This window comes from Bacillus sp. XB1, assembly GCF_053557995.1.
Genome location: NZ_JBNRIL010000008.1, coordinates 1 through 24,852 on the forward strand (window position 1 = coordinate 1; position 24,852 = coordinate 24,852).

Genomic DNA, 24,852 nt, shown 5'->3' on the forward strand with positions numbered 1-24,852 from the left:
CCCGTTCCCATACCGAACACGGAAGTTAAGCTCTCTAGCGCCGATGGTAGTTGGGACCTTGTCCCTGTGAGAGTAGGACGTCGCCAAGCAACTAAACACGAGTCAAATGACTCGTGTTTTTTCGTGTTTTCTTTTATAATCCATAGTAATTAAAAAAATGTGCTTAAATAATTACTATTTTGATTAAATGCAGGGGAATGTGGCTAGGATAGTGAATAAGCAAAAGAGTTGCAAATTTTATTAATACGTATATAATTAAAGTCAAAGATAGTCAAAGTCAATAAAGGTGGCGGATAAATGAGAAATATATCTGATATCATTGAGCAATATCTAAAGCAAGTTATTGACTTAAGTAATAATAATGTGATTGAAATCAAAAGAAATGAGATTGCGGATCGATTCGAGTGCGTACCATCTCAAATCAATTATGTAATCAATACCCGTTTTACATTAGAAAGAGGATTTATAGTAGAAAGTAAACGTGGTGGAGGAGGTTACATTCGCATTATAAAAGTCAAACTGCATGATGATATAGACATTATTGATCAAATGCTTCATATGATTGATCATAGCGTTGCACAAGGGAATGCAGAGAGTATGATTATACGTTTATTAGAAGAGGGAATCATAACAGGCCGTGAAGCAAAACTAATGTTAAGTGTACTAGATCGTTCTGTATTATCAATGGATATTCCTTCTCGAGATGAACTTAGGGCTCGAATATTATGCGCAATGTTAAGAACACTGAAATATAAATAAATACAGCTTTTGTAAAAGAATGATAATTAAGATAGGGCAGTTAAATATTGTAGAAGTTTTGAAAAAGAGCATGTACTTTTATCTAAATGGATTAAGGAAAGAGGACAATCTAGTAATGTATGAAAAGTATCATGAGGTAGATCGTTCCTGTTGTAAAGGTGGGGATATTGATGACTTGTCAAAACTGTAATATAAGACCAGCAACTTTACATTATACAAAAGTAATCAACGAGAAGAAGGCGGAAGTTCATCTTTGTGAGCAATGTGCAGAGCAAAGTGGCTATACGTCTTTCTTTCAATCATCACAGTCTAACTTTTCATTTCATGATGTATTTGCTGGTTTATTACACGGTGAATCAACAATGTTTGGAGAAGGAAAAAACGGGTTTTCAAATACAAATACAATAAGATGTCCAGGTTGTAAGATGACATACGAACATTTTACAAAGGTGGGACGCCTTGGTTGTGCTTCTTGTTACGATACATTTAAAGGACACTTAAACCCATTGTTAAAACGACTTCATGGTGGACATACAGAACATTGTGGAAAAATTCCGGAACGAATGGAAGGAAATATCCACTTAAAGAAAGAATTAGATGAACTAAAACTTATTCTGAAACAATATGTACAGAATGAGGAGTTTGAGAAAGCTGCTGAGGTAAGAGATGAAATTCGAGGGCTTGAAACTCAGCTTAGTGAGCATAGAGAGGGGGAGTAGTTCTATGTCACTGGACAAAATTATGAATGAAGCGATTAGTCCATGGATGAAGGGGGATGGCCCTGATTCTGATATTGTTTTAAGTAGTCGAATTCGTTTGGCTCGTAATTTTAAGCAATATCAATTTTCTACTATGCAAAACGAAGAGGAAGCTCAAAAGGTTCAAGAATTATTTAAAAAGAAATTTATAAATAAAGCGGTAGAGCCCTTTGGGAAGTTTGGACTATTAAAAATGAATGAATTAACGCCTCTTCAAAGGAGAGTTTTAGTCGAAAAGCATTTAATTAGTCCAAATCTAGCAGGGACTGAATATGGAGCATGTCTGTTATCAGAAAGCGAACACATTAGTGTGATGCTTAATGAGGAAGACCACATTAGGATTCAGTGCCTATTTCCAGGACTACAGTTATCAAAGGCGCTTCAAAGCGCCAATCAAATAGATAATTGGATTGAGAAAGAGGTTGAATATGCTTTTGATGAATCACTTGGATATATTACGAGTTGTCCTACTAACGTTGGTACAGGATTAAGAGCTTCTGTAATGATTCATTTACCAGGGCTGGTTTTAACAAAAAGAATTAGCCGTATTATACAAGTAATTCAAAAATTAGGTTTAGTAGTAAGAGGAATATACGGTGAAGGTAGCGAAGCGTTAGGTAATATATTTCAAGTATCAAATCAAATGACGCTAGGGAAATCCGAAGAAGATATTATTGCAGATTTAAAGAGTGTCATGCAGCAAATTATACAACAAGAAAAATTGGCCAGAGAATTAATTGTACAAAATTCGAGTATTGAGCTTGAAGATAAGGTTTATCGTTCTTACGGTATACTAGCAAATAGTCGTTTAATTCAATCTGCAGAAGCGGCAACTTGCTTATCGGATGTACGACTTGGTATTGATCTAGGATATATAAAAGGTATATCGAGAAATATTTTGACTGAGCTAATGGTTCTTACGCAACCTGGTATTTTACAACAATACGCAGGAGGACCTTTAGGACCAGAAGAAAGAGATTATCGAAGAGCAACCTTAATCCGTGAGCGATTACGTATTGAAAAAAACTAAGCGCAAGTAGGAGGCGATTTCTATGATGTTTGGAAGATTTACAGAAAGAGCACAGAAAGTATTAGCTTTATCTCAAGAGGAAGCAATTCGCATTGGGCATAATAACATTGGAACAGAACATATTTTACTTGGGCTTGTACGCGAAGGTGAAGGAATTGCAGCAAAAGCGTTAATTGCTCTTGGATTGAGCCCGGAGAAAGTGCAAAAAGAGGTAGAAGCGTTAATTGGACGTGGAACAGAAGCTTCTCAAACTGTACATTATACACCTCGTGCTAAAAAAGTTATTGAATTGTCTATGGATGAAGCGCGTAAGCTAGGACATTCTTACGTTGGAACAGAACATATTTTACTTGGCTTAATCCGTGAAGGTGAAGGTGTAGCGGCACGTGTTTTAAATAATTTAGGCGTCAGCCTCAACAAAGCAAGACAACAAGTGTTACAACTTCTTGGAAGTAACGAAGCAAGTTCAGGTCACCAAGGTGGTTCATCGACAAATGCAAATACACCGACACTAGACAGTTTAGCGCGCGACTTAACAGTTGTTGCACGTGAGAATCGTTTGGATCCTGTTATTGGACGTAGTAAAGAAATTCAACGTGTAATTGAAGTGTTAAGCCGTAGAACAAAAAACAATCCAGTGTTAATTGGAGAGCCTGGTGTAGGTAAAACAGCAATTGCTGAAGGGTTAGCACAGCAAATCGTAAATAATGAAGTTCCTGAAACGTTAAGAGATAAGCGTGTTATGACACTAGATATGGGAACAGTGGTAGCTGGGACGAAATATCGTGGTGAGTTTGAAGATCGTTTAAAGAAAGTAATGGATGAAATACGTCAAGCAGGGAATATTATTCTATTTATTGATGAACTTCATACACTAATCGGTGCAGGTGGAGCAGAAGGTGCAATCGATGCATCAAATATTTTAAAACCATCTTTAGCACGCGGAGAATTACAATGTATTGGTGCGACAACTTTAGATGAGTATCGTAAATATATTGAAAAGGATGCAGCTTTAGAGAGACGTTTCCAGCCAATTCATGTTGATGAGCCGAGTCTAGAAGAATCAACTCAAATCTTGAAAGGTTTACGCGATCGTTATGAGGCCCATCACCGTGTGTCTATTACAGATGATGCAATTGATGCAGCTGTGAAACTTTCCGATCGTTATATTACGGATCGTTTCTTACCAGATAAAGCAATTGATTTAATTGATGAAGCTGCTTCAAAGGTTCGCTTACGTTCTTATACAACACCACCAAACTTAAAAGAGCTTGAAGTGAAGCTTGAGGAAATTCGAAAAGAAAAAGATGCGGCTGTACAAAGTCAAGAGTTTGAAAAGGCTGCTTCCTTACGTGATATGGAACAACGCTTACGTGAGAAATTGGAAGATACAAAGCGTCAGTGGAAAGAACAACAAGGAAAAGAAAATTCAGAGGTTACGGTAGAAGATATTGCAAATGTCGTTTCTACATGGACACGTATCCCTGTTTCTAAACTTGCACAAACAGAGACTGATAAATTATTAAACTTAGAATCCATTCTTCATGATCGTGTCATCGGCCAGGATGAAGCGGTAGTGGCTGTAGCGAAAGCTGTTCGTCGTGCAAGAGCAGGACTGAAAGATCCGAAACGTCCAATTGGTTCATTTATTTTCTTAGGACCAACAGGTGTAGGTAAAACAGAATTAGCAAGAGCGTTAGCAGAATCTATGTTCGGTGATGAGGATGCAATGATTCGCATTGATATGTCTGAGTATATGGAGAAACATTCAACTTCTCGCTTAGTTGGTTCTCCTCCAGGATATGTTGGGTATGAAGAAGGCGGACAATTAACAGAGAAGGTTCGTCGTAAGCCGTATTCAGTTGTCCTATTAGATGAAGTAGAGAAGGCGCATCCTGATGTATTTAATATTTTACTACAGGTATTGGAAGATGGTCGTTTAACTGATTCTAAAGGACGTACAGTTGACTTCCGTAATACGATTGTTATTATGACGTCTAACGTTGGTGCTGAGGCGTTAAAACGTAACAAACATCTTGGATTTAACGTACAAGATGAAAGCCGTGATTATTCGGATATGAAAGGTAAAGTAATGGATGAGCTGAAAAAGGCATTTCGTCCAGAATTCTTAAACCGTATTGATGAAATTATCGTATTCCATATGCTTGAGAAAAAACATATTCAAGAAATTGTGACTCTTATGGTAAATCAGTTAGTGAATCGCTTAAAAGAACAAGAAATTGAATTGCAATTAACAGAAGGGGCGATTGCAGCTATTGCTGATAAAGGGTTTGATCGTGAATATGGTGCTCGTCCACTACGTAGAGCAATTCAGAAGCATGTAGAAGATAGACTATCGGAAGAACTTTTAAAAGGTGCTATTGAGAAAGGACAAAAAGTTATCTTTGATGTAGAAGGGGAAACATTTGTCATTCATAGTGCTGAAAAGGTAAAATAAGTATAGACAAACTAAGAGGGCTACGAGATAGCCCTCTTTCTTGTACGAGAAGGTCAAATGTTTATAGATGAAAGCGAAGTGAAATATAAAAAGATATGGCTAAAAAGAAAACAAAATTCACATGTCAAGAGTGTGGTTATCAATCACCAAAATATATGGGTAAATGTCCAGGGTGTGGTCAATGGAATTCGCTTGTTGAAGAGATGGAACCCGTTGTATCATCCAGACGCCTAAATTATGCAAATGCAATTCAAACAGAAGTAACAAAACCAAGACGTCTTACAGAAGTAGAAACAAAGTCTGAGGCACGTATTGAAACAAAATTTCAGGAGTTTAACCGTGTACTAGGTGGCGGAATTGTAGATGGATCTTTAGTACTTATTGGTGGGGACCCTGGGATTGGAAAATCAACGTTATTATTACAGATTTCCTCGCAATTAGCAGATGCTTCATATGATGTATTGTATATATCAGGTGAGGAGTCAGCAAAGCAGATTAAACTTCGTGCAGATCGTTTACATGTAAATGGTAGTAATCTATTTGTTGTATCAGAGACAGATTTACAGCGTATTGCAGCACATATTGAAGAGATGAATCCTGCTTTTGTTGTTATTGATTCTATTCAAACGATACATTTACCTGAAGTGACATCAGCTCCTGGTAGTGTGGCGCAAGTACGTGAATGTACAGCAGAATTAATGAAACTTGCAAAAACAAAGGGAATCCCAATTTTCATCGTAGGGCATGTGACAAAAGAAGGTGCAATTGCGGGACCGCGTATGCTAGAACATATGGTCGATGCAGTTCTTTACTTTGAAGGAGATCGACACCATACATATCGTATTTTACGAGCTGTAAAGAATCGTTTTGGTTCTACGAATGAAATGGGTATCTTTGAAATGAAAGAACTTGGCCTTGCAGAAGTCTTAAATCCTTCTGAAATTTTCCTTGAGGAAAGACCAGTTGGAGTTGCAGGTTCAACAGTAGTTGCCTCAATGGAAGGAACAAGACCAGTTTTAGTAGAAATACAGGCATTAATTTCCCCTACTAGTTTTGGAAATCCTCGAAGAATGGCGACAGGAATTGATCATAATCGTGTCTCGCTTATTATGGCGGTACTAGAGAAAAGAACAGGTTTACTATTACAAAATCAAGATGCGTATTTAAAAGTAGCTGGTGGTTTGAAATTAGATGAACCGGCAATTGATTTAGCTGTTGCCTTAAGTATAGCTTCAAGTTTTAGAGATAAATCTACGGCACCAACTGATGCGGTAATAGGAGAAGTTGGATTAACTGGAGAAATAAGAAGAGTATCAAGAATCGAACAACGTGTACAAGAAGCAGCTAAATTAGGATTTCAACGTGCTATCATTCCTAGAAAAAATTTAGGGGGGTGGACAATTCCAGAGGGGATTGAGGTTGTAGGTGTTTCTAATTTAGGAGAAGCGCTTCGTTTGACATTAGGAGGCTAGGCTATGGAAGAAAATAAGCAACGTGTCAAAAGTATAATTAATATTTTACAGCTCGTGGCCCCGGGAACACCACTGCGCGAAGGGATAGATAATGTACTTCGTGCACAAACAGGGGGACTAATTGTTCTTGGGTATAATGAGCAGATTAAAAGCATTGTTGATGGTGGTTTTCATATTAATTGCGCATTCTCTCCTGCTAGTTTATATGAATTAGCAAAAATGGATGGAGCACTTATTTTAAATGAAACTGGAAGTAAAATTTTAATTGCAAACGCACAGTTAGTTCCGGATTCATCTATTGATTCTATTGAAACAGGTATGCGTCACCGAACAGCAGAGCGTGTAGCAAAGCAGACGGGCAGCCTTGTTGTGGCCATTTCACAAAGACGTAATGTAATTACGCTATATCAAGGGAACTTACGTTATACATTAAAAGATATAGGTGTCATTTTAACAAAAGCAAATCAAGCAATTCAAACGCTAGAAAAATATAAGGCTGTATGGAATGACGGCATTACGAATTTGGGTATTCTAGAATTTGAAGAGGTCGTTACAATGTCCGAGGTGGTTCACGTTTTACATAGTGTTGAAATGGTGCTGCGTATAAAAAATGAAATATTGAGCTATATTCATGAGTTAGGAACAGAAGGTAGGTTAATTCGTTTACAGCTTACAGAATTACTAGCTGATTTAGAGGCAGAGGCAGCATTGTTAATTAAAGATTATCACCAGGAGAAAACACAAGACCATCATCAAATCTTGAAAAAGTTACAAGATCTTGCAAATACACAACTTTTAGAGGATAGTGATTTAGTTAAATTACTTGGCTATCCAGGACAAACAAGCTTAGAAGAAAGTGTGACACCTAGAGGGTACCGAATCACAAGCAAGATTTCTCGTGTTCCGCCACTTATTATCGAGAATTTAATTAATCGATTTAAAACATTGCAAGGTGTTTGCCGAGCAACTATTAATGAATTGGATGATGTGGAAGGAATTGGAGAAGTGAGAGCGAAGAAAATACGAGAAGGTCTAAAAAGAATTCAAGAGCATCTCTATATGAGTAGACACAATTAAGAATATTACATTGATTCTATAATATAACGACACTAGAACATTTTTGGTATATGATATGATATATTGGTAAATAAAACTATTTACAAAAAAACACGTCCGCTTTTGCATTCGGCGTTTTGATTAGCGAAACAATGGTTAATAATGAGTAGGAGGTGGTTGGATGTTAAAACGGATTGTACAGCTCTTCTTTTTAGTGATCGGGGGAGCGTTAGGGATTTACTTAATCCCAAAAATTATTAATGTATTAGATATCGGTGCGGTTCCTTTGTTGGAAGGATCGTATGTTCGTGCAATTATTGGTGCAATTATTTTATTTTTAACAACATTTTGGCTTGTAGATTATATTGTTCAACTTATTAAGCATATTGAAGAGGCTCTTGTAAAGGCGCCTGTAGCAGATGTTTTATTTGGTACATTAGGATTAATCTCTGGTCTTATTGTTGCATATTTAATTTTGATACCAATTCGTGAATTTACAATTCCAGTTATTAGTACGGTGTTGCAAGTGTTCTTCACCCTTTTACTTGGATATTTAGGATTCCAAGTAGGATTTAAAAAGAGGAATGAATTGCTAGGATTATTTACATTACCCCAACGCGGAGGTAAGAAGAAAAACAATAGTGAGAATGAAGAGGTAGAGGTCGAAGCAGAAAAATCTACGACTCATTGGAAAATTCTCGATACGAGTGTAATTATTGACGGACGTATTGCAGATATTTGCCAAACAAAGTTTTTAGAAGGAACAATTGTCATTCCGCAATTCGTATTAGAAGAGCTTCAGCATATTGCCGATTCTTCAGATGCTTTAAAGCGTAATCGTGGCCGCAGAGGGCTAGACATTTTAAATCGTATTCAAAAGGAGATGCCGATTCCGGTAGAAATTTATGAAGGCGATTTCGATGATATCCAAGAAGTAGATAGCAAGCTTGTAAAGTTGGCAAAAATCACTGGTGGAACTGTAGTAACAAACGATTTCAATTTAAACAAAGTTTCTGAATTACAAGGGGTTACGGTGTTAAACATTAATGATTTAGCTAATGCGATAAAACCAGTCGTACTCCCTGGTGAAGAATTAAGTGTTTATGTTGTGAAAGATGGTAAAGAACAAAATCAAGGTGTTGCATACTTAGATGATGGTACGATGATTGTAGTAGAAGATGGTAGAGAGTATGTGGGTTCACAACTTGACGTACTTGTTACTAGCGTATTACAAACATCGGCTGGTCGTATGATTTTTGCAAAACGTAAATTGCTAGAAAAAGCATTATAAGTAGAGGATTATTAATATGTATACATTAATTATTCCGGCAGCGGGCCAAGGAAAACGAATGGGTGCTGGTAAAAATAAGTTATTTTTACTTATAGATGAAGTACCAATTATTGTGCACACATTGCGTGCTTTTGAAAAAGATAAAGCGTGCAAAAGTATTATTATGGCAATTAACGAAGAAGAACGCCCGTATTTTGAAGAGTTAATGCAGAAGTACCAGATTGAAAAGCACGTACAATTTATTCAGGGTGGAGCCGAAAGACAAGATAGCGTATATAACGCACTTCAGTATGCGAGTGGTGTCGAATATGTTCTTGTGCATGACGGGGCGCGCCCGTTCGTAACGAATAAAGTGATTCGCGATGTATTAATTGCAGCAGAAAAATATGGAGCTTCCATTTGTGCAGTGCCAGTAAAAGATACTGTTAAGAAAGTAGAGCAGGGTGTTGTTGTAGAAACGGTAGAGCGATCTCAACTTAACGCTGTACAAACACCACAAGGATTCTCTGTTTCTCTTTTGCTAGAAGCTCATAGAAGCGCAAAGCAAAGTTGTTTTCTTGGCACAGATGATGCAAGTCTCGTAGAACGTGTTGGGAAGCAAGTAGGTGTAGTAGAGGGGAGTTACTATAATATTAAAGTGACGACTCCGGAAGATCTATTAATTGCTGAAAGTTTCCTACGTGTTCAGAAGAAATAATGTTGATGATGTGTTAATAAAGAAAAGCTCGGCAACAGCCGGGCTTTTCTTTATAAGGATAGCGATATAATATAGAGTCATAAAGCTCAGTAGTTTAGCTTAAGGAGGAAGTAAGGATGTTTCGAATTGGACAAGGTTTTGATGTACATGAATTTGCGGAAGGGCGCCCGTTGATTATCGGTGGAATTACAATTCCACACGAGAAAGGATTAATTGGTCATTCAGATGCAGATGTATTGTTACATACGATTGCTGATGCATGTTTAGGTGCGATTGCAGCAGGAGATATCGGAAAGCACTTTCCTGATACAGACCCAGCTTTTAAAGATGCAGATTCAGCTGTATTGTTACAAAAAGTTTGGGAATTTGTGCGTGAACAAGGTTACGAGTTAGGAAATTTAGATTGTACAATTATTGCTCAACAACCAAAAATGGCACCACATATTGAGAGCATGCGTAAGCGCATTAGTGAACTGTTAGAAACGTCTATCGATAACATTAATGTAAAGGCAACAACAACAGAAAAATTAGGATTTACAGGTAGAGAAGAAGGGATTGCTTCTCAAGCGGTTGTTTTATTACAGAAAAAATGATGGTTTTTAATTCGTAAGATGGATAATCACATTTTTTTGGTGTACAATTATAGAATGTGTTGACATTAAGGATGGAAGGTGTACCAATTATGGAAAAGCAAGTGAGAGTACGCTACGCGCCAAGTCCAACAGGACACTTACATATCGGAAATGCGCGTACGGCATTATTTAATTATTTATTTGCTCGTCATTTAGATGGCAAATTTATTATTCGTATTGAAGATACTGATGTAAAACGTAACGTGGCTGGTGGAGAAGAAAGCCAATTAAAATACTTGAAATGGCTCGGTATGGACTGGGATGAAGGTGTTGATGTTGGTGGTGAATTTGGACCATATCGCCAAACAGAGCGTTTAGATATTTATAAAAAATTATATGAAGATTTATTAGAGCGTGGTCTAGCTTATAAATGTTATATGACAGAAGAAGAGCTAGAAGCAGAGCGTGAAGGACAAATCGCTCGCGGTGAAACACCTCGTTACGCAGGTAACCACCGTGAATTAACTGAAGAACAAGTGAAAGAATTTGAAGCTGAGGGACGTATTCCAAGTATTCGTTTCCGTGTACCAGCTGATCGTGACTACACATTCAAAGATATTGTAAAAGATGAAGTTGCGTTCCATTCAAATGATTTCGGTGATTTTGTTATTGTGAAAAAAGATGGAATTCCAACTTATAACTTTGCAGTAGCAGTAGATGATCATCTAATGGAAATTACACATGTACTTCGTGGTGATGATCATATTTCAAATACACCGAAACAAATGATGATTTATGAAGCTTTCGGCTGGGATATTCCACAATTCGGTCATATGACTCTAATTGTTAATGAAAGTCGTAAAAAGTTAAGTAAGCGTGATGAATCTATTATTCAATTTATTGAGCAATATAAAGAGCTTGGGTATCTTCCAGAAGCAATCTTTAACTTTATTGCACTACTAGGTTGGTCTCCGGTAGGAGAAGAAGAAATCTTCTCTAAAGATGAGTTTATCAAAATGTTCGATGCAGCTCGTTTATCAAAATCACCTGCATTATTTGATTCTCAAAAACTAAAATGGATGAACAACCAGTATATGAAAAAGCAAGATTTAGATACGGTTGTAGAGTTAAGCTTACCGCATTTAGTGAAAGCTGGACGTGTGGGAGAAACTTTAAGCGAACAAGACCAAGCTTGGATTCGTGATGTAATTGCTTTATACCATGAACAAATGAGTTTTGGAGCTGAAATTGTAGAGCTTTCTGAAATGTTCTTTAAAGATCATGTTGATTATGAAGAAGAAGGACAAGAAGTATTAAATGGTGAACAAGTACCTGAAGTACTTCGTGCATTTGCTGGTCAAATAGAAGCTCTAGAAGCAATGGAGCCAGCAGCAATTAAGGCAGCGATTAAAGCAGTTCAAAAGGAAACAGGACATAAAGGTAAAAATTTATTTATGCCAATCCGTGTTGCAACTACAGGACAAACGCATGGTCCAGAGCTTCCGAATGCTATTGCACTTCTTGGAAAAGAAAAAGTTTTAAATCGTCTTCAAAAAGTAATTGGTTAACATTTTCTAGGTTTAGAAATATAATAAGTATACCTAAAACCTAATAAGGAAAAGCGACGAGAAGGAGAAGTAGAAAATCAGGCTTTTTACAGAGAGAACCACCTTTAGGCTGGGAGTGGTTTATAAGCGGATTTTTGAAATGCCCCTTCGAGTCTTCTGCTGAACAGCGAATTGCTTCGTGGGATGTCTTAGGCCGCAAAGTAAGCAGGAGCGGTGTACACCGTTATCATGGATGAGTTTGAGGCTTTTTTAAGCCTAAACAGAGTGGAACCGCGCTTAAAAGGCGTCTCTGTCAATATGACAGAGACGCCTTTTTTTTATACCGTGTAAATAGGTATGAATATAGAATTTATCTCCTTATATAAAGAATTAGGGGAGAAGTGATGAGTTAGGGGAGTTAGTTCGTTCGACAAAAAAGCAGCCCATAAAGGGGAGGGAACACCGATGTTTAAGAGGCTTCGGGAAGATATTGAAGTCGTTTTTGAACAGGATCCAGCGGCAAGAGGTTATTTCGAAGTCATTTTAACTTACTCTGGATTACATGCAGTTTGGGCCCATCGAATTGCACATGCTTTTTATAAAAGAAATTTTTTCTTTCTTGCACGTTTTGTTTCACAAGTGAGCCGCTTTTTTACTGGCATTGAGATCCATCCAGGAGCAACTATTGGTCGACGCTTTTTTATAGATCATGGAATGGGAGTTGTAATTGGAGAAACTTGTGAAATTGGTGATAATGTAACGATTTATCAAGGGGTTACATTAGGTGGTACAGGAAAAGAAAAAGGGAAGAGGCACCCAACAATTCAGGATAATGTATTAATTGCGACGGGTGCTAAAGTTCTTGGGTCTATTACTGTGGGAGAGAATTCTAAAATCGGAGCAGGGTCTGTCGTATTAAAAGAAGTTCCTGCACATTCTACAGTTGTAGGTATACCTGGCCGTGTCGTTATTCAAAATGGAGTAAAGATTGGTCAAGAATTAAATCACTCTGACCTTCCAGATCCGATTTTTGATAAATTAAAGGCTATGGAAGTAGAACTTGATAAATTGAAGAAACAATTGGAATTAAAGGTAGAAAGGAAGGATAAAAATGACTATTCACATTTATAATACGTTAACACGTCAAAAAGAAGAGTTTGTTCCATTAGAAGAAAATAAGGTAAAGATGTATGTATGCGGACCTACAGTTTATAACTACATTCATATTGGGAATGCAAGACCTCCTATGGTATTCGATACAGTGCGTCGTTATTTAGAATACAAAGGATACGATGTGCAATATGTATCTAACTTTACGGACGTAGATGATAAATTAATTAAAGCGGCAAATGAATTAGGTGAAGATGTACCAACGATTGCTGATCGTTTTGTTGAAGCGTACTTTGAAGATGTAACAGCACTAGGTTGCAAACACGCAACAGTTCATCCTCGTGTAACAGAAAATATGGATATCATTATTGAATTTATTCAAGAACTTGTGAATAAAGGGTATGCATATGAATCAGAGGGTGATGTGTACTTTAAGACGAAGGAATTCGAAGGTTACGGTAAATTATCACATCAACCAATCGCAGATTTACGTCACGGTGCTCGTATTGAGGTAGGGGAAAAGAAACAAGACCCTCTTGATTTTGCTTTATGGAAAGCTGCGAAAGAAGGAGAAATCTTCTGGGAAAGCCCTTGGGGGCAAGGACGTCCAGGATGGCATATTGAATGCTCAGCAATGGCGCGTAAGTATTTAGGGGATACAATTGACATTCATGCTGGTGGGCAAGACTTGGCGTTCCCGCATCATGAAAATGAAATTGCGCAGTCAGAGGCATTGACTGGAAAAACGTTTGCACGTTACTGGATGCATAATGGATATATTAATATTAACAATGAGAAGATGTCTAAATCGCTGGGTAACTTTATTTTAGTTCACGATATTATTAAGCAATACGACCCGCAGTTAATTAGATTCTTTATGTTATCAGTACACTATCGTCACCCGATTAACTTTAGTGAAGAGTTATTACAAAGTACGAATAATGGACTGGAAAGAATTAAAACAGCTTATGGAAACTTAAAGCATCGTATGGAGAGTAGTACGGATTTAACGGACCATAATGAGAAATGGTTAGCTGAAATAGAGAAATTCCAGACTGCATTTGAAGAGGCAATGAATGATGACTTTAACACTGCAAATGCAATTACCGAATTATACAACGTAGCAAATCATGCAAATCAATATTTACTTGAAGAGCATACATCTAAAGTTGTGATTGAAGCATACGTAAAACAACTGGAAACGTTATTTGATATTTTAGGATTAGAATTATCAAAAGAAGAATTACTGGATGAAGAAATTGAAGAGCTTATCCAAAAGCGCATTGAAGCTCGTAAAAATCGCGATTTCGCATTGTCTGATCAAATTCGTGACGATTTAAAAGAACGTAATATTATTTTAGAAGATACCGCTCAAGGTACAAGATGGAAAAGAGGATAAGGATGATTGATGCAAAGCAATTAAACAGCTTGGCGTTAGCGTATATGGGTGATGCGGTATATGAACAATATATCCGCTATCACCTCCTTCAAAAAGGAAAAGTTCGCCCTAATCAATTACATCGCTTAGGGACGAGCTTTGTTTCAGCAAAAGCACAGGCGAAAGTTGTTTATCATTTATTAGAGACGGCATTTTTGACAGAGGAAGAAGAGGCGGTATTAAGAAGAGGGCGTAATGCAAATTCAGGTACAGTTCCGAAAAATACGGATGTACAAACATATCGACATAGTACAGCCTTTGAAGCACTAATTGGTTATCATCATTTATTAAATAATCGTGAAAGATTAGACGAAATTGTATATAAGGCAATTGCAGTTTTAGAAGAAAAGGAAGGGGGCACATCATCATGACTAGTGAATATATTATCGGACGTAACCCTGTAATTGAAGCGTTAAGATCAGGGAGAGATATTAATAAAATTTGGATCGCAGAAGGTGCTGCCAAAGGACAAGTACAAATTGTACTAGCGTTAGCGAAAGAAAATAAGATTATTTTACAACATGCACCAAAGAAAAAGTTAGATCAATTAGTTGAGGGTAATCATCAAGGTGTAATTGCTCAAGTAGCTGCATATCAGTATGCAGAGTTAGAAGATTTATTCAAAGTGGCAGAAAAACGTAATGAAGATCCGTTCTTCTTGATTTTAGATGAGATTGAAGATCCGCATAACCTAGGTTCTATTATGCGTACTGCTGATGCAACAGGAGCTCATGGAATTATTATTCCGAAGAGAAGAGCTGTGGGACTTACCGCATCAGTTGCGAAAGCATCAACAGGAGCGATTGAATACATTCCTGTTGCGCGCGTAACAAACTTATCTCGTACAATTGATGAATTAAAAGAGCGTGGACTTTGGATTGCTGGTACAGATGCCAAAGGGAAAACGGATTACCGTAATTTAGATGGTACAATGCCGATTGGATTAGTAATTGGTAGTGAAGGAAAAGGTATGAGTCGTATTATTGGTGAAAAGTGTGATTTCTTAATCACTCTACCGATGGTTGGTAAAGTTACATCCTTAAATGCTTCAGTAGCCGCAAGTTTGTTAATGTATGAGGTATATCGTAAACGTCACGAAATTGGTAAATAAAAAATGAACGATATTTTAATCGTTGACGGCTACAACATTATCGGAGCTTGGGGAGATTTGAAGAAACTGCGGGATGTAGATTTACAATCATCAAGAGATGCGCTTATTGATAAGATGGCGGATTATCAAGGTTATACAGGCACAAAAGTGATGATAGTCTTTGATGCCTATACAGTCCATGGTATTGAGAAAAAGATGAAACAATCTCGTGTAGAAGTAATATTCACACGAAAGAATCAAACTGCAGACGAAAAGATAGAGCAACTTGCGATAGAGCTTAGAAATATAAATACACAAATATATGTTGCGACTTCTGATTATACAGAACAATGGGTTATATTTGGGCAAGGTGCCCTTCGAAAATCTGCGCGTGAATTAGAGTTGGAAGTACAAGCGATGGAACAACAAGTAAGAAGGCGTACAAAAGACACGAAAGAACAGCAGCCCGCCATGCGAAAGATATTTAGTAAGGATATTACAGAAAAATTAGAAAAATTAAGAAGAGGAGAGCGTTGAAGCATTGACGCTCTTTATCTTTTTACTGTATAATATTGCTAAATAAATAGCGGTCGGAGGGATCAAGGTGGAAGCAGGCTTCGTAAGTATAGGCGACGTTACATTTCGTGATTTAGAGGATGAGGCAATCGTTGAGTTAGTTCGAAAAGGTAATACTGACGCTCTAGAATATTTAATTCACAAGTATAAGAACTTTGTTCGTGCGAAATCAAGATCTTACTTTTTAGTGGGTGCCGATCGAGAAGACATTGTTCAAGAAGGTATGATAGGGTTGTTTAAAGCAATTCGTGATTATAAAGAGGACAAGCTGTCTTCATTCAAAGCATTTGCTGAACTATGTATCACTCGACAAATTATTACCGCTATTAAAACGGCAACAAGACAAAAACATATTCCTTTAAATTCGTATGTGTCTTTAGATAAGCCGATTTACGATGAGGAATCTGATCGAACGTTATTGGATGTTATTTCTGAAGCGAAGGTGACTGATCCTGAAGAGATGATCATTAGCCAGGAAGAATATACAGACATAGAATCAAAAATATCTGAATTATTAAGCGATTTAGAAAGAAAAGTGCTTTCTTTATATTTAGATGGTCGTTCTTATCAAGAGATTTCAGAACAGTTAAACAGGCATGTGAAATCTATTGATAACGCTTTACAAAGAGTAAAGAGGAAATTGGAACGATATATGGAAATGAGAGAAAGTACAACTTTAAATTCATAAGAAGTAACAAGTGCTGCAGGTGTAAAATAAATCACCTGTTTTCTTTTGTAGAGAGTACAAAATGCATGTCATTGACATTGTCTTTTATTGTATGATACATTTTTAGGGACATAATGTTACAAGGTTGGTGTAACTAATGAGGAAAAAAGTTGTACTCTCATGTGAAGAGTGTAAAAATCGAAACTACTCTACTATGAAAGATACGAGCTCAATAGAGCGACTTGAAATAAAAAAGTTTTGTAAAACATGCAATCAGCATACAGTTCACAAGGAAACAAAATAAATAATTGAAATAATACACTGGAGGTCCCGCAGATGCGTTTAACGAACTTTTTCGGCGATGTAGGTCGCGAAATGAAAAAAGTAAGTTGGCCTAAAAAAGATGAATTACTCCGCTCAACAGCGACTGTTGTTGCTACAGTTGTGTTCTTTGCGATTTTCTTCGCAGTAGTTGATATGGGCATTTCTTCTTTAATTCGGTTAATTCTTGGTTAATTCTTGAATAAGAAGCACTTATCCATGATATAATGTTATTTATAAGAACTGTGTAAAAGCCCGGTGAACGGGTTTTTTCATTTGCGCAAAAAAATGTACGTCAGGGAGGGAAGGACGCTCGTCCTAAATGAATGGAAAAAAGTTGGTATGTTGTCCATACTTATTCTGGATATGAAAATAAAGTAAAAGCAAACCTAGAGAAACGTGTAGAATCAATGGGTATGCAAGATAAAATTTTCCGTGTTGTTGTCCCGGAAGAAGTAGAAGTAGAAATGAAAAACGGAAAAGAAAAATTAATGAAAAGAAAAGTGTTCCCAGGTTATGTATTAGTAGAATTAATCATGACTGATGACTCTTGGTATGTTGTACGTAACACGCCGGGTGTAACTGGGTTCGTTGGTTCTTCTGGTTCTGGATCTAAACCATCACCTCTATTAGAAGAGGAAGTTGTTACCATTATGAAACATATGGGAATGGACAACGAAGTGGTTGATTTCGACTTTGAACTTCATGAGACAGTACGTGTAAATGAGGGGCCATTCGCAGATTATACAGGTGCTATTGAAGAAATTGATGTGGAGAAGAAAAAGGTTAGCGTGCTTGTGGATATGTTTGGTCGCGAGACTCCAGTTGAACTTGACTTCCATCAAATTGAAAAATTATAAAATGAAACTTGAAATGAATTGTAAAAAGTGATAATATCTTTTAAGTCAGTACGTCTTCGTTATCGGAGACGTTTTTTGAAAGATTTTATCCTTACAGATAAAATATGACGTGGGAGGGCAAATCACTGTCCAATTGACCACATCACGGACTTAAGGAGGTGTGTCTCGTGGCTAAAAAGGTAATTAAAATGGTAAAGCTTCAAATTCCTGCAGGTAAAGCTAACCCAGCTCCACCAGTTGGTCCAGCATTAGGACAAGCAGGTGTTAACATCATGGGCTTCTGTAAAGAGTTTAACGCTCGTACAGCAGATCAAGCTGGTCTTATCATCCCTGTTGAAATTACGGTATTTGAGGACCGTTCATTCACTTTCATTACTAAAACTCCTCCTGCTGCTGTTCTTCTTAAGAAAGTAGCTGGTATTGAGTCTGGTTCTGGTGAACCAAACCGTAATAAAGTGGCAACTGTTAAGCGTGATAAAGTACGCGAAATCGCTGAAACTAAAATGCCTGACCTAAACGCTGCTAGCGTAGAAGCTGCAATGCGTATGGTTGAAGGTACTGCACGCAGTATGGGCATCGTTATCGAAGACTAATTCGATTTGTTTTTAAAAAAGGTTGCGGGTCTGGAATTCCAATTCGCAACCTTTATTATCGTAAATGATTATCGTTTTTAAATAAATGGATGGCGCTCATCCTCAGGTTATACCTGAAAACAGGCGTAAACGTGGGAGGTTATTCCGCTAAAACCACATTCGAGGAGGAAATAAAAATGGCTAAAAGAGGTAAAAAGTACGTAGAAGCTGCAAAGCTTGTTGATCGTGCAGCTGCTTACTCTGCAACAGAAGCAGTAGAATTAGTAAAGAAAACAAACACAGCTAAATTTGATGCAACTGTAGAAGCTGCATTCCGTTTAGGTGTTGACCCTAAGAAAGCTGACCAACAAATCCGTGGTGCAGTTGTTCTTCCACACGGTACTGGTAAAGTACAACGTGTATTAGTATTTGCTAAAGGTGAAAAAGCTAAAGAAGCTGAAGCTGCTGGAGCTGACTTCGTAGGCGATACTGATTACATCGGTAAAATCCAACAAGGTTGGTTCGATTTCGATGTAGTAGTAGCAACTCCTGACATGATGGGTGAAGTTGGTAAACTTGGTCGCGTATTAGGACCTAAAGGTTTAATGCCAAACCCTAAAACTGGAACAGTTACTTTCGATGTAACTAAAGCTGTTAACGAAATCAAAGCTGGTAAAGTTGAATACCGCGTTGATAAAGCTGGTAACATCCACGTTCCAATCGGTAAAGTATCTTTCGAAGATGCTAAATTAGTAGAAAACTTCAAAACAATTGCTGACACTTTACAAAAAGTTAAGCCAGCTGCTGCAAAAGGTACTTACATGAAGAATGTAACAGTTGCTTCTACAATGGGACCTGGCGTACGTGTAGACGTTTCTACATTAGCGTAAATTTTGGAAGTTGACTTCATAAAGAAGTTTTAATATAATCATTTATGTTGTGAATTTAATTAGTGTACCGTAGACAGTAGGTGTCAATAGACTTAATTTCCTACCTAGGTGTTAATATACGAAGCGGAATCTTTTTTCTGTGACTATATGCCTCCATGTCTACAAGTTGGGCATGGAGGTTTTTAGTGCACTTTCGGTACATCTTCTATATAATCTACAGGAGGTGTAATAACATGAGCAAAGTAATCGAAACTAAACAACAAGTTGTAACTGAAATCGCGGACAAACTTCGCGCTAGTAAATCTACAATCGTTGTTGACTACCGTGGTTTAACAGTTTCTGAAGCAACAGAATTACGTAAGCAATTACGTGAAGCTGGCGTTGAGTTCAAAGTTTACAAAAACTCTCTAACTCGTCGTGCTGCAGAATCTGCTGAAATGGCTGAGTTAAATGAATTCTTAACAGGACCAAACGCAATCGCGTTCAGTAACGAGGATGTAGTTGCTCCTGCGAAAGTATTAAACGACTTCGCTAAAGATCATGAAGCTTTAGAAATTAAAGCGGGCGTAATCGAAGGTAAACTTGTAACACTTGATGAGGTTAAAGCAATCGCTACTCTTCCATCACGTGAAGGCTTACTTTCTATGCTTCTTAGCGTTCTTCAAGCTCCAATCCGTAACCTTGCACTTGCTACTAAAGCAGTTGCAGACCAAAAGGAAGAGCAAGGCGCTTAATTTTTTAAAAGATAATTACGTATTATCGATAAAACAATACAAACCTATTTAAGGGAGGATATTTACAATGACTAAAGAACAAATCATTGAAGCAGTTAAATCTATGACTGTATTAGAACTTAACGACTTAGTAAAAGCTATCGAGGAAGAATTCGGCGTAACTGCTGCTGCTCCTGTAGCTGTTGCTGGTGGCGCTGGAGAAGCTGCTGCTGAGAAAACTGAATTTGATGTGGAACTAACTAGCGCTGGTGCACAAAAAATCAAAGTTATCAAAGTTGTTCGTGAAATCACTGGTCTTGGCTTAAAAGAAGCTAAAGAATTAGTTGACAACACTCCAAAAGTAATCAAAGAAGCTGCTGCTAAAGAAGAAGCTGAAGAAATCAAAGCTAAACTTGAAGAAGTTGGCGCTGCTGTAGAAGTTAAGTAATTAACTTTTGATGCTTTAAAAAAGCTCGCTCTCATGCGAGCTTTTTTTTTAACTGTAAAGAAAAGAGGTGGCCATATGGCAGACCATTATTTTTCTAACGACCCTTCTAGTAAAAGTGATCGTAAGCGATGGGAGTTTGCCCTTCGTGGATCTCGATTCACTTTCTTATCTGACCATGGGGTGTTCTCGAAAAACGAAGTGGACTTTGGTTCCCGTCTTTTAATTGAAGCGTTTCAAATGCCAGATATTAAAGGTGATATATTAGACGTAGGTTGCGGATACGGTCCTATTGGTTTGTCGTTAGCGAAAGAGTTTCAAGGTCGTGAAGTTCACATGGTGGATGTGAACGAGAGGGCACTTGGGCTTGCGAAAGAAAACGCCGCTAATAACAAAATCGAGAATATACGTATTTTTCAAAGTAGCGTCTATGAAAATGTAGATGGTAAGTATGCTGCTATTCTATCTAACCCTCCAATTCGTGCGGGTAAAGATATCGTACATGAGATTTTAGAAAAAGCTGTGGAGTATTTAGTTCCAGATGGAGAGCTTTGGATTGTTATTCAAAAGAAACAAGGTGCACCGTCTGCGCTAAAAAAACTAGAAGAAGTATTTTCTGAAGTTGAGGTTGTAGAAAAGAAAAAAGGATATTATATCATAAAATCAAAAAAACGTTGACGGTTATTTTTGGCTATGTTAACATTATACAATGCCAATATATGATTTTCTGCGTTGAGAAAGATGTATATTTTTGTTTCTCTTGGAAAAGATAGTAAAATCAGCAGATTATGAAACAGAATGATGGTTTTCTTATAGAAGCCATTTTTCTTTTTTGAGCAGGTAGAAAGACTCAACGTATTTATCTTTAAGAGAAAGAGACTACGCTAATAGCAGTAGTTGTATTTATTTGTGATTTTGCACAAATTTTTTTGTGCATTTATAATACTCATGATTTGAGGGGTGAAGCAGTTGACAGGTCAACTAGTTCAATACGGACGCCACCGCCAACGAAGAAGTTATGCCCGTATTAGTGAAGTATTAGAGTTACCAAATCTTATCGAAATTCAAACCTCTTCTTATCAGTGGTTTCTTGATGAGGGTTTGCGAGAAATGTTCCAAGACATTTCTCCGATTGAAGACTTTACGGGAAATCTATCGCTTGAATTTATCGACTACAGCTTAGGTGAACCTAAATACTCTGTAGACGAATGCAAAGAGCGTGATGTGACGTATGCAGCACCACTTCGTGTAAAAGTGCGTCTAATCAACAAGGAAACTGGTGAAGTAAAAGAACAAGATGTGTTCATGGGAGATTTCCCACTCATGACAGAGACTGGAACATTCGTAATTAACGGTGCAGAACGTGTTATCGTTTCCCAGTTAGTTCGCTCTCCAAGCGTATACTATAGTGGCAAAGTGGATAAAAACGGAAAACGTGGTTTTACTGCTACTGTAATTCCAAACCGCGGAGCTTGGTTAGAGTATGAGACAGATGCTAAGGATGTTGTATATGTGCGTATTGACCGTACGCGTAAACTTCCTGTAACTGTTTTGTTACGCGCATTAGGGTTTGGCTCTGATCAAGAAATCACCGAGCTTTTAGGTGATAACGAATACTTAAGCAACACATTAGAAAAAGACAACACAGATAGCACAGAAAAAGCATTGCTTGAAATTTATGAGCGTCTACGTCCTGGTGAACCACCAACAGTAGAAAACGCTAAGAGCTTACTTGTGTCTCGTTTCTTCGATCCAAAGCGCTACGATTTAGCAAATGTAGGTCGCTATAAGATCAACAAGAAGTTACACATTAAAAACAGATTGTTTAATCAACGTTTAGCTGAAACATTAGTGGATCCAGAAACTGGTGAAATTTTAGCGGCAGAAGGAACAATCTTAGATCGTCGTACACTTGATCGCATTTTACCTTACTTAGAGAAAAACATTGGATTCAAAACAGCGAAACCAATGGGTGGAGTGGTAGAAGGCGATGTTGAGCTGCAATCTATTAAGATTTATGCTCCTGAGTCGGAAGGCGAACGCGTAATTAATGTAATTGGTAATGCAAACATTACTCGTGATGTGAAACACATCACACCAGGTGATATCCTTGCTTCTATCAGTTACTTCTTCAACCTACTATACAAAGTAGGGGATACAGATGATATTGACCATTTAGGAAACCGTCGTCTGCGTTCTGTTGGAGAACTATTACAAAATCAATTCCGTATCGGTCTTTCTCGTATGGAACGTGTTGTTCGTGAGAGAATGTCGATCCAAGATACAAATGCGATTACACCACAGGCACTAATTAATATTCGTCCTGTTATTGCATCTATTAAAGAGTTCTTCGGAAGTTCTCAGTTATCTCAGTTTATGGACCAAACAAACCCATTAGCAGAGTTAACTCACAAACGAAGACTATCTGCATTAGGACCTGGTGGTTTAACGCGTGAGCGCGCAGGCTTTGAAGTGCGTGACGTTCATTACTCTCACTACGGTCGTATGTGTCCGATTGAAACACCAGAGGGACCAAACATCGGTTTGATTAACTCATTATCTTCGTTCGCGAAAGTAAATGAGTTTGGTTTCATTGAAACACCATACCGTCGTGTTGACCCAGAAACTGGTCTTGTAACAGGGCATGTTGATTACTTAACAGCAGATGAAGAAGATAATTATGTTGTAGCCCAAGCGAATATGAAATTATCTGACGAAGGTGAATTCCTAAGTGAAGATATCGTAGCTCGTTTCCGTGGTGAAAACATTGTCACAAATAGAGAACGCATCGACTACATGGATGTATCTCCAAAACAAGTAGTGTCGGCAGCGACAGCTTGTATTCCGTTCTTAGAAAACGATGACTCTAACCGCGCACTTATGGGAGCGAACATGCAACGTCAGGCGGTTCCGTTAATGAATCCGGAATCTCCGATTGTAGGTACAGGTATGGAGTACGTATCAGCAAAAGACTCAGGTGCTGCAGTAATCTGTAAACATCCTGGTGTTGTTGAGCGCGTAGAAGCACGTGAAGTTTGGGTACGTCGCTATGTAGAAGTTGACGGTCAAACAGTAAAAGGCGACTTAGATCGCTACAAAATGCAAAAATTCATTCGTTCTAACCAAGGAACTTGTTACAACCAACGTCCAATCGTAAGTGTTGGAAATGAAGTTGTAAAAGGTGAAATCCTTGCGGATGGTCCTTCTATGGAATTAGGTGAACTAGCACTTGGACGTAACGTGCTTGTTGGCTTCATGACTTGGGACGGTTATAACTACGAGGATGCGATCATCATGAGTGAGCGCCTTGTAAAAGATGATGTGTACACTTCTATTCATATTGAAGAATATGAATCAGAAGCTCGTGATACGAAGCTTGGACCAGAAGAAATTACACGTGACATTCCAAACGTTGGGGAAGACGCATTACGTAACCTTGACGAGCGCGGTATCATTCGCGTTGGTGCTGAAGTAAAAGATGGAGATTTACTTGTTGGTAAAGTAACACCTAAAGGTGTAACAGAATTAACAGCTGAAGAACGTCTATTACATGCTATCTTTGGAGAAAAAGCGCGTGAAGTACGTGATACATCACTACGTGTACCACACGGTGGTGGCGGTATTATCTTAGACGTAAAAGTATTCAACCGTGAAGATGGCGATGAATTGCCACCAGGCGTGAATCAACTTGTACGTGCATATATCGTTCAAAAACGTAAAATTTCTGAAGGTGACAAGATGGCCGGACGTCACGGTAACAAAGGTGTTATTTCTCGTATTTTACCAGAAGAAGATATGCCTTACTTACCAGACGGTACGCCAATCGATATCATGTTAAACCCATTAGGGGTACCATCTCGTATGAATATCGGTCAGGTATTAGAGCTTCATCTTGGTATGGCAGCAAGATACCTTGGCATTCACATTGCAACACCAGTATTCGATGGTGCTCGTGAGGAAGATGTTTGGGGCACAATTGAAGAAGCTGGTATGGCAAATGACGCGAAAACAATCCTGTATGACGGACGTACTGGTGAACCATTCGATAACCGCGTATCTGTTGGTGTCATGTATATGATCAAACTTGCGCACATGGTTGACGATAAACTTCATGCTCGTTCTACTGGACCATACTCACTTGTAACGCAGCAACCTCTTGGAGGTAAAGCTCAGTTCGGTGGACAGCGTTTCGGTGAGATGGAGGTTTGGGCACTTGAAGCTTACGGTGCTGCTTATACTCTTCAAGAAATCTTAACAGTGAAGTCTGATGATGTTGTTGGACGTGTTAAGACTTATGAAGCAATTGTTAAAGGCGAAAATGTTCCAGAACCAGGCGTTCCTGAATCATTCAAAGTATTGATTAAAGAGCTGCAAAGTTTAGGTATGGACGTTAAAATGATGTCTAGCGACGATACAGAAATTGAAATGCGTGATACAGAAGATGACGATGATCATCAATCAGCAGATAAATTGAATGTCGAAGTTGAGACAACTAAGGAATAATTGGGATAACCTGTAGACTAAAAGGGA

25 protein-coding genes, 1 rRNA gene and 2 other annotated features are annotated in these 24,852 nt (G+C 38.0%); all 26 genes read left to right on the forward strand.

The features are described from left to right. A 5S ribosomal RNA gene (gene rrf / locus ACK1U5_RS26695) occupies positions 1–89 on the forward strand; the annotation flags it as partial. 208 nt (positions 90–297) lie between these two features. Beyond that, complete coding sequence (gene ctsR, locus ACK1U5_RS26700; protein WP_001244558.1) at positions 298–759, forward strand: transcriptional regulator CtsR; 462 nt, start codon at positions 298–300, stop codon at positions 757–759. Between the two features lie 170 nt (positions 760–929). Next, positions 930–1,478 (forward strand): UvrB/UvrC motif-containing protein, encoded by a 549-nt coding sequence (locus ACK1U5_RS26705; RefSeq protein WP_000128398.1) that lies wholly within the window; start codon positions 930–932, stop codon positions 1,476–1,478. A gap of 4 nt (positions 1,479–1,482) precedes the next feature. Continuing rightward, positions 1,483–2,547: a protein arginine kinase gene (locus tag ACK1U5_RS26710; protein WP_000050842.1), complete on the forward strand. Its 1,065-nt coding sequence runs from the start codon at positions 1,483–1,485 to the stop codon at positions 2,545–2,547. A 22-nt stretch (positions 2,548–2,569) separates the two neighbouring features. Continuing rightward, positions 2,570–5,005 carry an ATP-dependent protease ATP-binding subunit ClpC gene (gene clpC, locus ACK1U5_RS26715; protein ID WP_000971184.1) on the forward strand — a complete coding sequence of 812 codons (2,436 nt, stop codon included), beginning with the start codon at positions 2,570–2,572 and terminating at the stop codon, positions 5,003–5,005. Positions 5,006–5,100: 95 nt separating this feature from the next. Continuing rightward, on the forward strand, positions 5,101–6,477 hold the full coding sequence (gene radA / locus ACK1U5_RS26720) for a DNA repair protein RadA (RefSeq protein WP_001085202.1): 1,377 nt from the start codon (positions 5,101–5,103) through the stop codon (positions 6,475–6,477). A 3-nt stretch (positions 6,478–6,480) separates the two neighbouring features. Beyond that, positions 6,481–7,554 (forward strand): DNA integrity scanning diadenylate cyclase DisA, encoded by a 1,074-nt coding sequence (gene disA / locus ACK1U5_RS26725; RefSeq protein ID WP_000392158.1) that lies wholly within the window; start codon positions 6,481–6,483, stop codon positions 7,552–7,554. A 160-nt stretch (positions 7,555–7,714) separates the two neighbouring features. Beyond that, positions 7,715–8,824, forward strand: coding sequence for a PIN/TRAM domain-containing protein (locus tag ACK1U5_RS26730; RefSeq protein WP_000919677.1), 1,110 nt, complete (start codon positions 7,715–7,717; stop codon positions 8,822–8,824). Positions 8,825–8,840: 16 nt separating this feature from the next. Then, the gene (gene ispD, locus ACK1U5_RS26735) at positions 8,841–9,521 is read left to right on the forward strand and encodes a 2-C-methyl-D-erythritol 4-phosphate cytidylyltransferase (RefSeq protein WP_000288282.1); all 681 of its coding nucleotides are present in this window, start codon (positions 8,841–8,843) and stop codon (positions 9,519–9,521) included. A gap of 116 nt (positions 9,522–9,637) precedes the next feature. Beyond that, entirely contained in the window at positions 9,638–10,114 is a 477-nt protein-coding gene (gene ispF / locus ACK1U5_RS26740; protein ID WP_000488391.1) for a 2-C-methyl-D-erythritol 2,4-cyclodiphosphate synthase, read from the forward strand. Positions 10,115–10,203: 89 nt separating this feature from the next. Beyond that, positions 10,204–11,661: a glutamate--tRNA ligase gene (gene gltX / locus ACK1U5_RS26745; RefSeq protein WP_000415143.1), complete on the forward strand. Its 1,458-nt coding sequence runs from the start codon at positions 10,204–10,206 to the stop codon at positions 11,659–11,661. Between the two features lie 47 nt (positions 11,662–11,708). Then, positions 11,709–11,955: a binding site (T-box leader), on the forward strand. 150 nt (positions 11,956–12,105) lie between these two features. Then, positions 12,106–12,771 carry a serine O-acetyltransferase gene (gene cysE / locus ACK1U5_RS26750; RefSeq protein WP_000476497.1) on the forward strand — a complete coding sequence of 222 codons (666 nt, stop codon included), beginning with the start codon at positions 12,106–12,108 and terminating at the stop codon, positions 12,769–12,771. Continuing rightward, positions 12,752–14,149, forward strand: a complete 1,398-nt coding sequence (gene cysS, locus ACK1U5_RS26755) for a cysteine--tRNA ligase (RefSeq protein ID WP_000152276.1) — start codon at positions 12,752–12,754, stop codon at positions 14,147–14,149. Before cysE ends, cysS begins: the two co-directional genes overlap by 20 nt. A 2-nt stretch (positions 14,150–14,151) precedes the next feature. Further along, entirely contained in the window at positions 14,152–14,559 is a 408-nt protein-coding gene (locus tag ACK1U5_RS26760; protein WP_000564261.1) for a Mini-ribonuclease 3, read from the forward strand. Beyond that, positions 14,556–15,299: a 23S rRNA (guanosine(2251)-2'-O)-methyltransferase RlmB gene (gene rlmB / locus ACK1U5_RS26765; RefSeq protein WP_000200237.1), complete on the forward strand. Its 744-nt coding sequence runs from the start codon at positions 14,556–14,558 to the stop codon at positions 15,297–15,299. The genes ACK1U5_RS26760 and rlmB overlap by 4 nt, the downstream gene beginning before the upstream one ends. A 3-nt stretch (positions 15,300–15,302) precedes the next feature. Next, positions 15,303–15,815, forward strand: coding sequence for an NYN domain-containing protein (locus tag ACK1U5_RS26770; RefSeq protein ID WP_000997886.1), 513 nt, complete (start codon positions 15,303–15,305; stop codon positions 15,813–15,815). Positions 15,816–15,882: 67 nt separating this feature from the next. Beyond that, the gene (locus tag ACK1U5_RS26775; protein ID WP_000387193.1) at positions 15,883–16,542 is read left to right on the forward strand and encodes an RNA polymerase sporulation sigma factor SigH; all 660 of its coding nucleotides are present in this window, start codon (positions 15,883–15,885) and stop codon (positions 16,540–16,542) included. Positions 16,543–16,678: 136 nt separating this feature from the next. Next, positions 16,679–16,825: a 50S ribosomal protein L33 gene (gene rpmG / locus ACK1U5_RS26780; RefSeq protein ID WP_014481927.1), complete on the forward strand. Its 147-nt coding sequence runs from the start codon at positions 16,679–16,681 to the stop codon at positions 16,823–16,825. Between the two features lie 32 nt (positions 16,826–16,857). Further along, entirely contained in the window at positions 16,858–17,037 is a 180-nt protein-coding gene (secE, locus tag ACK1U5_RS26785; protein ID WP_001241323.1) for a preprotein translocase subunit SecE, read from the forward strand. A 131-nt stretch (positions 17,038–17,168) separates the two neighbouring features. Beyond that, complete coding sequence (gene nusG / locus ACK1U5_RS26790) at positions 17,169–17,702, forward strand: transcription termination/antitermination protein NusG (RefSeq protein ID WP_000415794.1); 534 nt, start codon at positions 17,169–17,171, stop codon at positions 17,700–17,702. 167 nt (positions 17,703–17,869) lie between these two features. Further along, positions 17,870–18,295, forward strand: coding sequence for a 50S ribosomal protein L11 (rplK, locus tag ACK1U5_RS26795; protein WP_001085872.1), 426 nt, complete (start codon positions 17,870–17,872; stop codon positions 18,293–18,295). A gap of 176 nt (positions 18,296–18,471) precedes the next feature. Beyond that, positions 18,472–19,164, forward strand: coding sequence for a 50S ribosomal protein L1 (gene rplA / locus ACK1U5_RS26800; protein WP_001987630.1), 693 nt, complete (start codon positions 18,472–18,474; stop codon positions 19,162–19,164). A 49-nt stretch (positions 19,165–19,213) separates the two neighbouring features. Then, positions 19,214–19,358: a sequence feature (ribosomal protein L10 leader region), on the forward strand. Between the two features lie 39 nt (positions 19,359–19,397). Continuing rightward, on the forward strand, positions 19,398–19,898 hold the full coding sequence (gene rplJ / locus ACK1U5_RS26805; protein ID WP_000048716.1) for a 50S ribosomal protein L10: 501 nt from the start codon (positions 19,398–19,400) through the stop codon (positions 19,896–19,898). A gap of 67 nt (positions 19,899–19,965) precedes the next feature. After that, positions 19,966–20,325 (forward strand): 50S ribosomal protein L7/L12, encoded by a 360-nt coding sequence (gene rplL, locus ACK1U5_RS26810; protein ID WP_000159736.1) that lies wholly within the window; start codon positions 19,966–19,968, stop codon positions 20,323–20,325. 75 nt (positions 20,326–20,400) lie between these two features. After that, positions 20,401–21,000, forward strand: a complete 600-nt coding sequence (locus ACK1U5_RS26815) for a class I SAM-dependent methyltransferase (RefSeq protein ID WP_000763262.1) — start codon at positions 20,401–20,403, stop codon at positions 20,998–21,000. A 291-nt stretch (positions 21,001–21,291) separates the two neighbouring features. Beyond that, on the forward strand, positions 21,292–24,825 hold the full coding sequence (rpoB, locus tag ACK1U5_RS26820; RefSeq protein ID WP_000147553.1) for a DNA-directed RNA polymerase subunit beta: 3,534 nt from the start codon (positions 21,292–21,294) through the stop codon (positions 24,823–24,825). The last annotated feature ends 27 nt before the right edge of the window (positions 24,826–24,852 follow it).

Excerpts from the sequence above, each read along its gene's own strand:
- cysE (WP_000476497.1), top strand. The coding sequence starts at position 12,106 with ATGTTTAAGAGGCTTCGGGAAGATATTGAAGTCGTTTTTGAACAGGAT.
- secE (WP_001241323.1), top strand. The coding sequence starts at position 16,858 with ATGCGTTTAACGAACTTTTTCGGCGATGTAGGTCGCGAAATGAAAAAA.
- rlmB (WP_000200237.1), top strand. The coding sequence starts at position 14,556 with ATGACTAGTGAATATATTATCGGACGTAACCCTGTAATTGAAGCGTTA.
- gltX (WP_000415143.1), top strand. The coding sequence starts at position 10,204 with ATGGAAAAGCAAGTGAGAGTACGCTACGCGCCAAGTCCAACAGGACAC.
- ispD (WP_000288282.1), top strand. The coding sequence starts at position 8,841 with ATGTATACATTAATTATTCCGGCAGCGGGCCAAGGAAAACGAATGGGT.
- clpC (WP_000971184.1), top strand. The coding sequence starts at position 2,570 with ATGATGTTTGGAAGATTTACAGAAAGAGCACAGAAAGTATTAGCTTTA.
- rplJ (WP_000048716.1), top strand. The coding sequence starts at position 19,398 with ATGAGCAAAGTAATCGAAACTAAACAACAAGTTGTAACTGAAATCGCG.
- disA (WP_000392158.1), top strand. The coding sequence starts at position 6,481 with ATGGAAGAAAATAAGCAACGTGTCAAAAGTATAATTAATATTTTACAG.
- ACK1U5_RS26815 (WP_000763262.1), top strand. The coding sequence starts at position 20,401 with ATGGCAGACCATTATTTTTCTAACGACCCTTCTAGTAAAAGTGATCGT.
- radA (WP_001085202.1), top strand. The coding sequence starts at position 5,101 with ATGGCTAAAAAGAAAACAAAATTCACATGTCAAGAGTGTGGTTATCAA.
- ACK1U5_RS26705 (WP_000128398.1), top strand. The coding sequence starts at position 930 with ATGACTTGTCAAAACTGTAATATAAGACCAGCAACTTTACATTATACA.
- rplL (WP_000159736.1), top strand. The coding sequence starts at position 19,966 with ATGACTAAAGAACAAATCATTGAAGCAGTTAAATCTATGACTGTATTA.
- nusG (WP_000415794.1), top strand. The coding sequence starts at position 17,169 with ATGGAAAAAAGTTGGTATGTTGTCCATACTTATTCTGGATATGAAAAT.
- ACK1U5_RS26770 (WP_000997886.1), top strand. The coding sequence starts at position 15,303 with ATGAACGATATTTTAATCGTTGACGGCTACAACATTATCGGAGCTTGG.
- rplA (WP_001987630.1), top strand. The coding sequence starts at position 18,472 with ATGGCTAAAAGAGGTAAAAAGTACGTAGAAGCTGCAAAGCTTGTTGAT.
- ACK1U5_RS26760 (WP_000564261.1), top strand. The coding sequence starts at position 14,152 with ATGATTGATGCAAAGCAATTAAACAGCTTGGCGTTAGCGTATATGGGT.
- ctsR (WP_001244558.1), top strand. The coding sequence starts at position 298 with ATGAGAAATATATCTGATATCATTGAGCAATATCTAAAGCAAGTTATT.
- rpmG (WP_014481927.1), top strand. The coding sequence starts at position 16,679 with ATGAGGAAAAAAGTTGTACTCTCATGTGAAGAGTGTAAAAATCGAAAC.
- cysS (WP_000152276.1), top strand. The coding sequence starts at position 12,752 with ATGACTATTCACATTTATAATACGTTAACACGTCAAAAAGAAGAGTTT.
- ACK1U5_RS26730 (WP_000919677.1), top strand. The coding sequence starts at position 7,715 with ATGTTAAAACGGATTGTACAGCTCTTCTTTTTAGTGATCGGGGGAGCG.
- ispF (WP_000488391.1), top strand. The coding sequence starts at position 9,638 with ATGTTTCGAATTGGACAAGGTTTTGATGTACATGAATTTGCGGAAGGG.
- ACK1U5_RS26710 (WP_000050842.1), top strand. The coding sequence starts at position 1,483 with ATGTCACTGGACAAAATTATGAATGAAGCGATTAGTCCATGGATGAAG.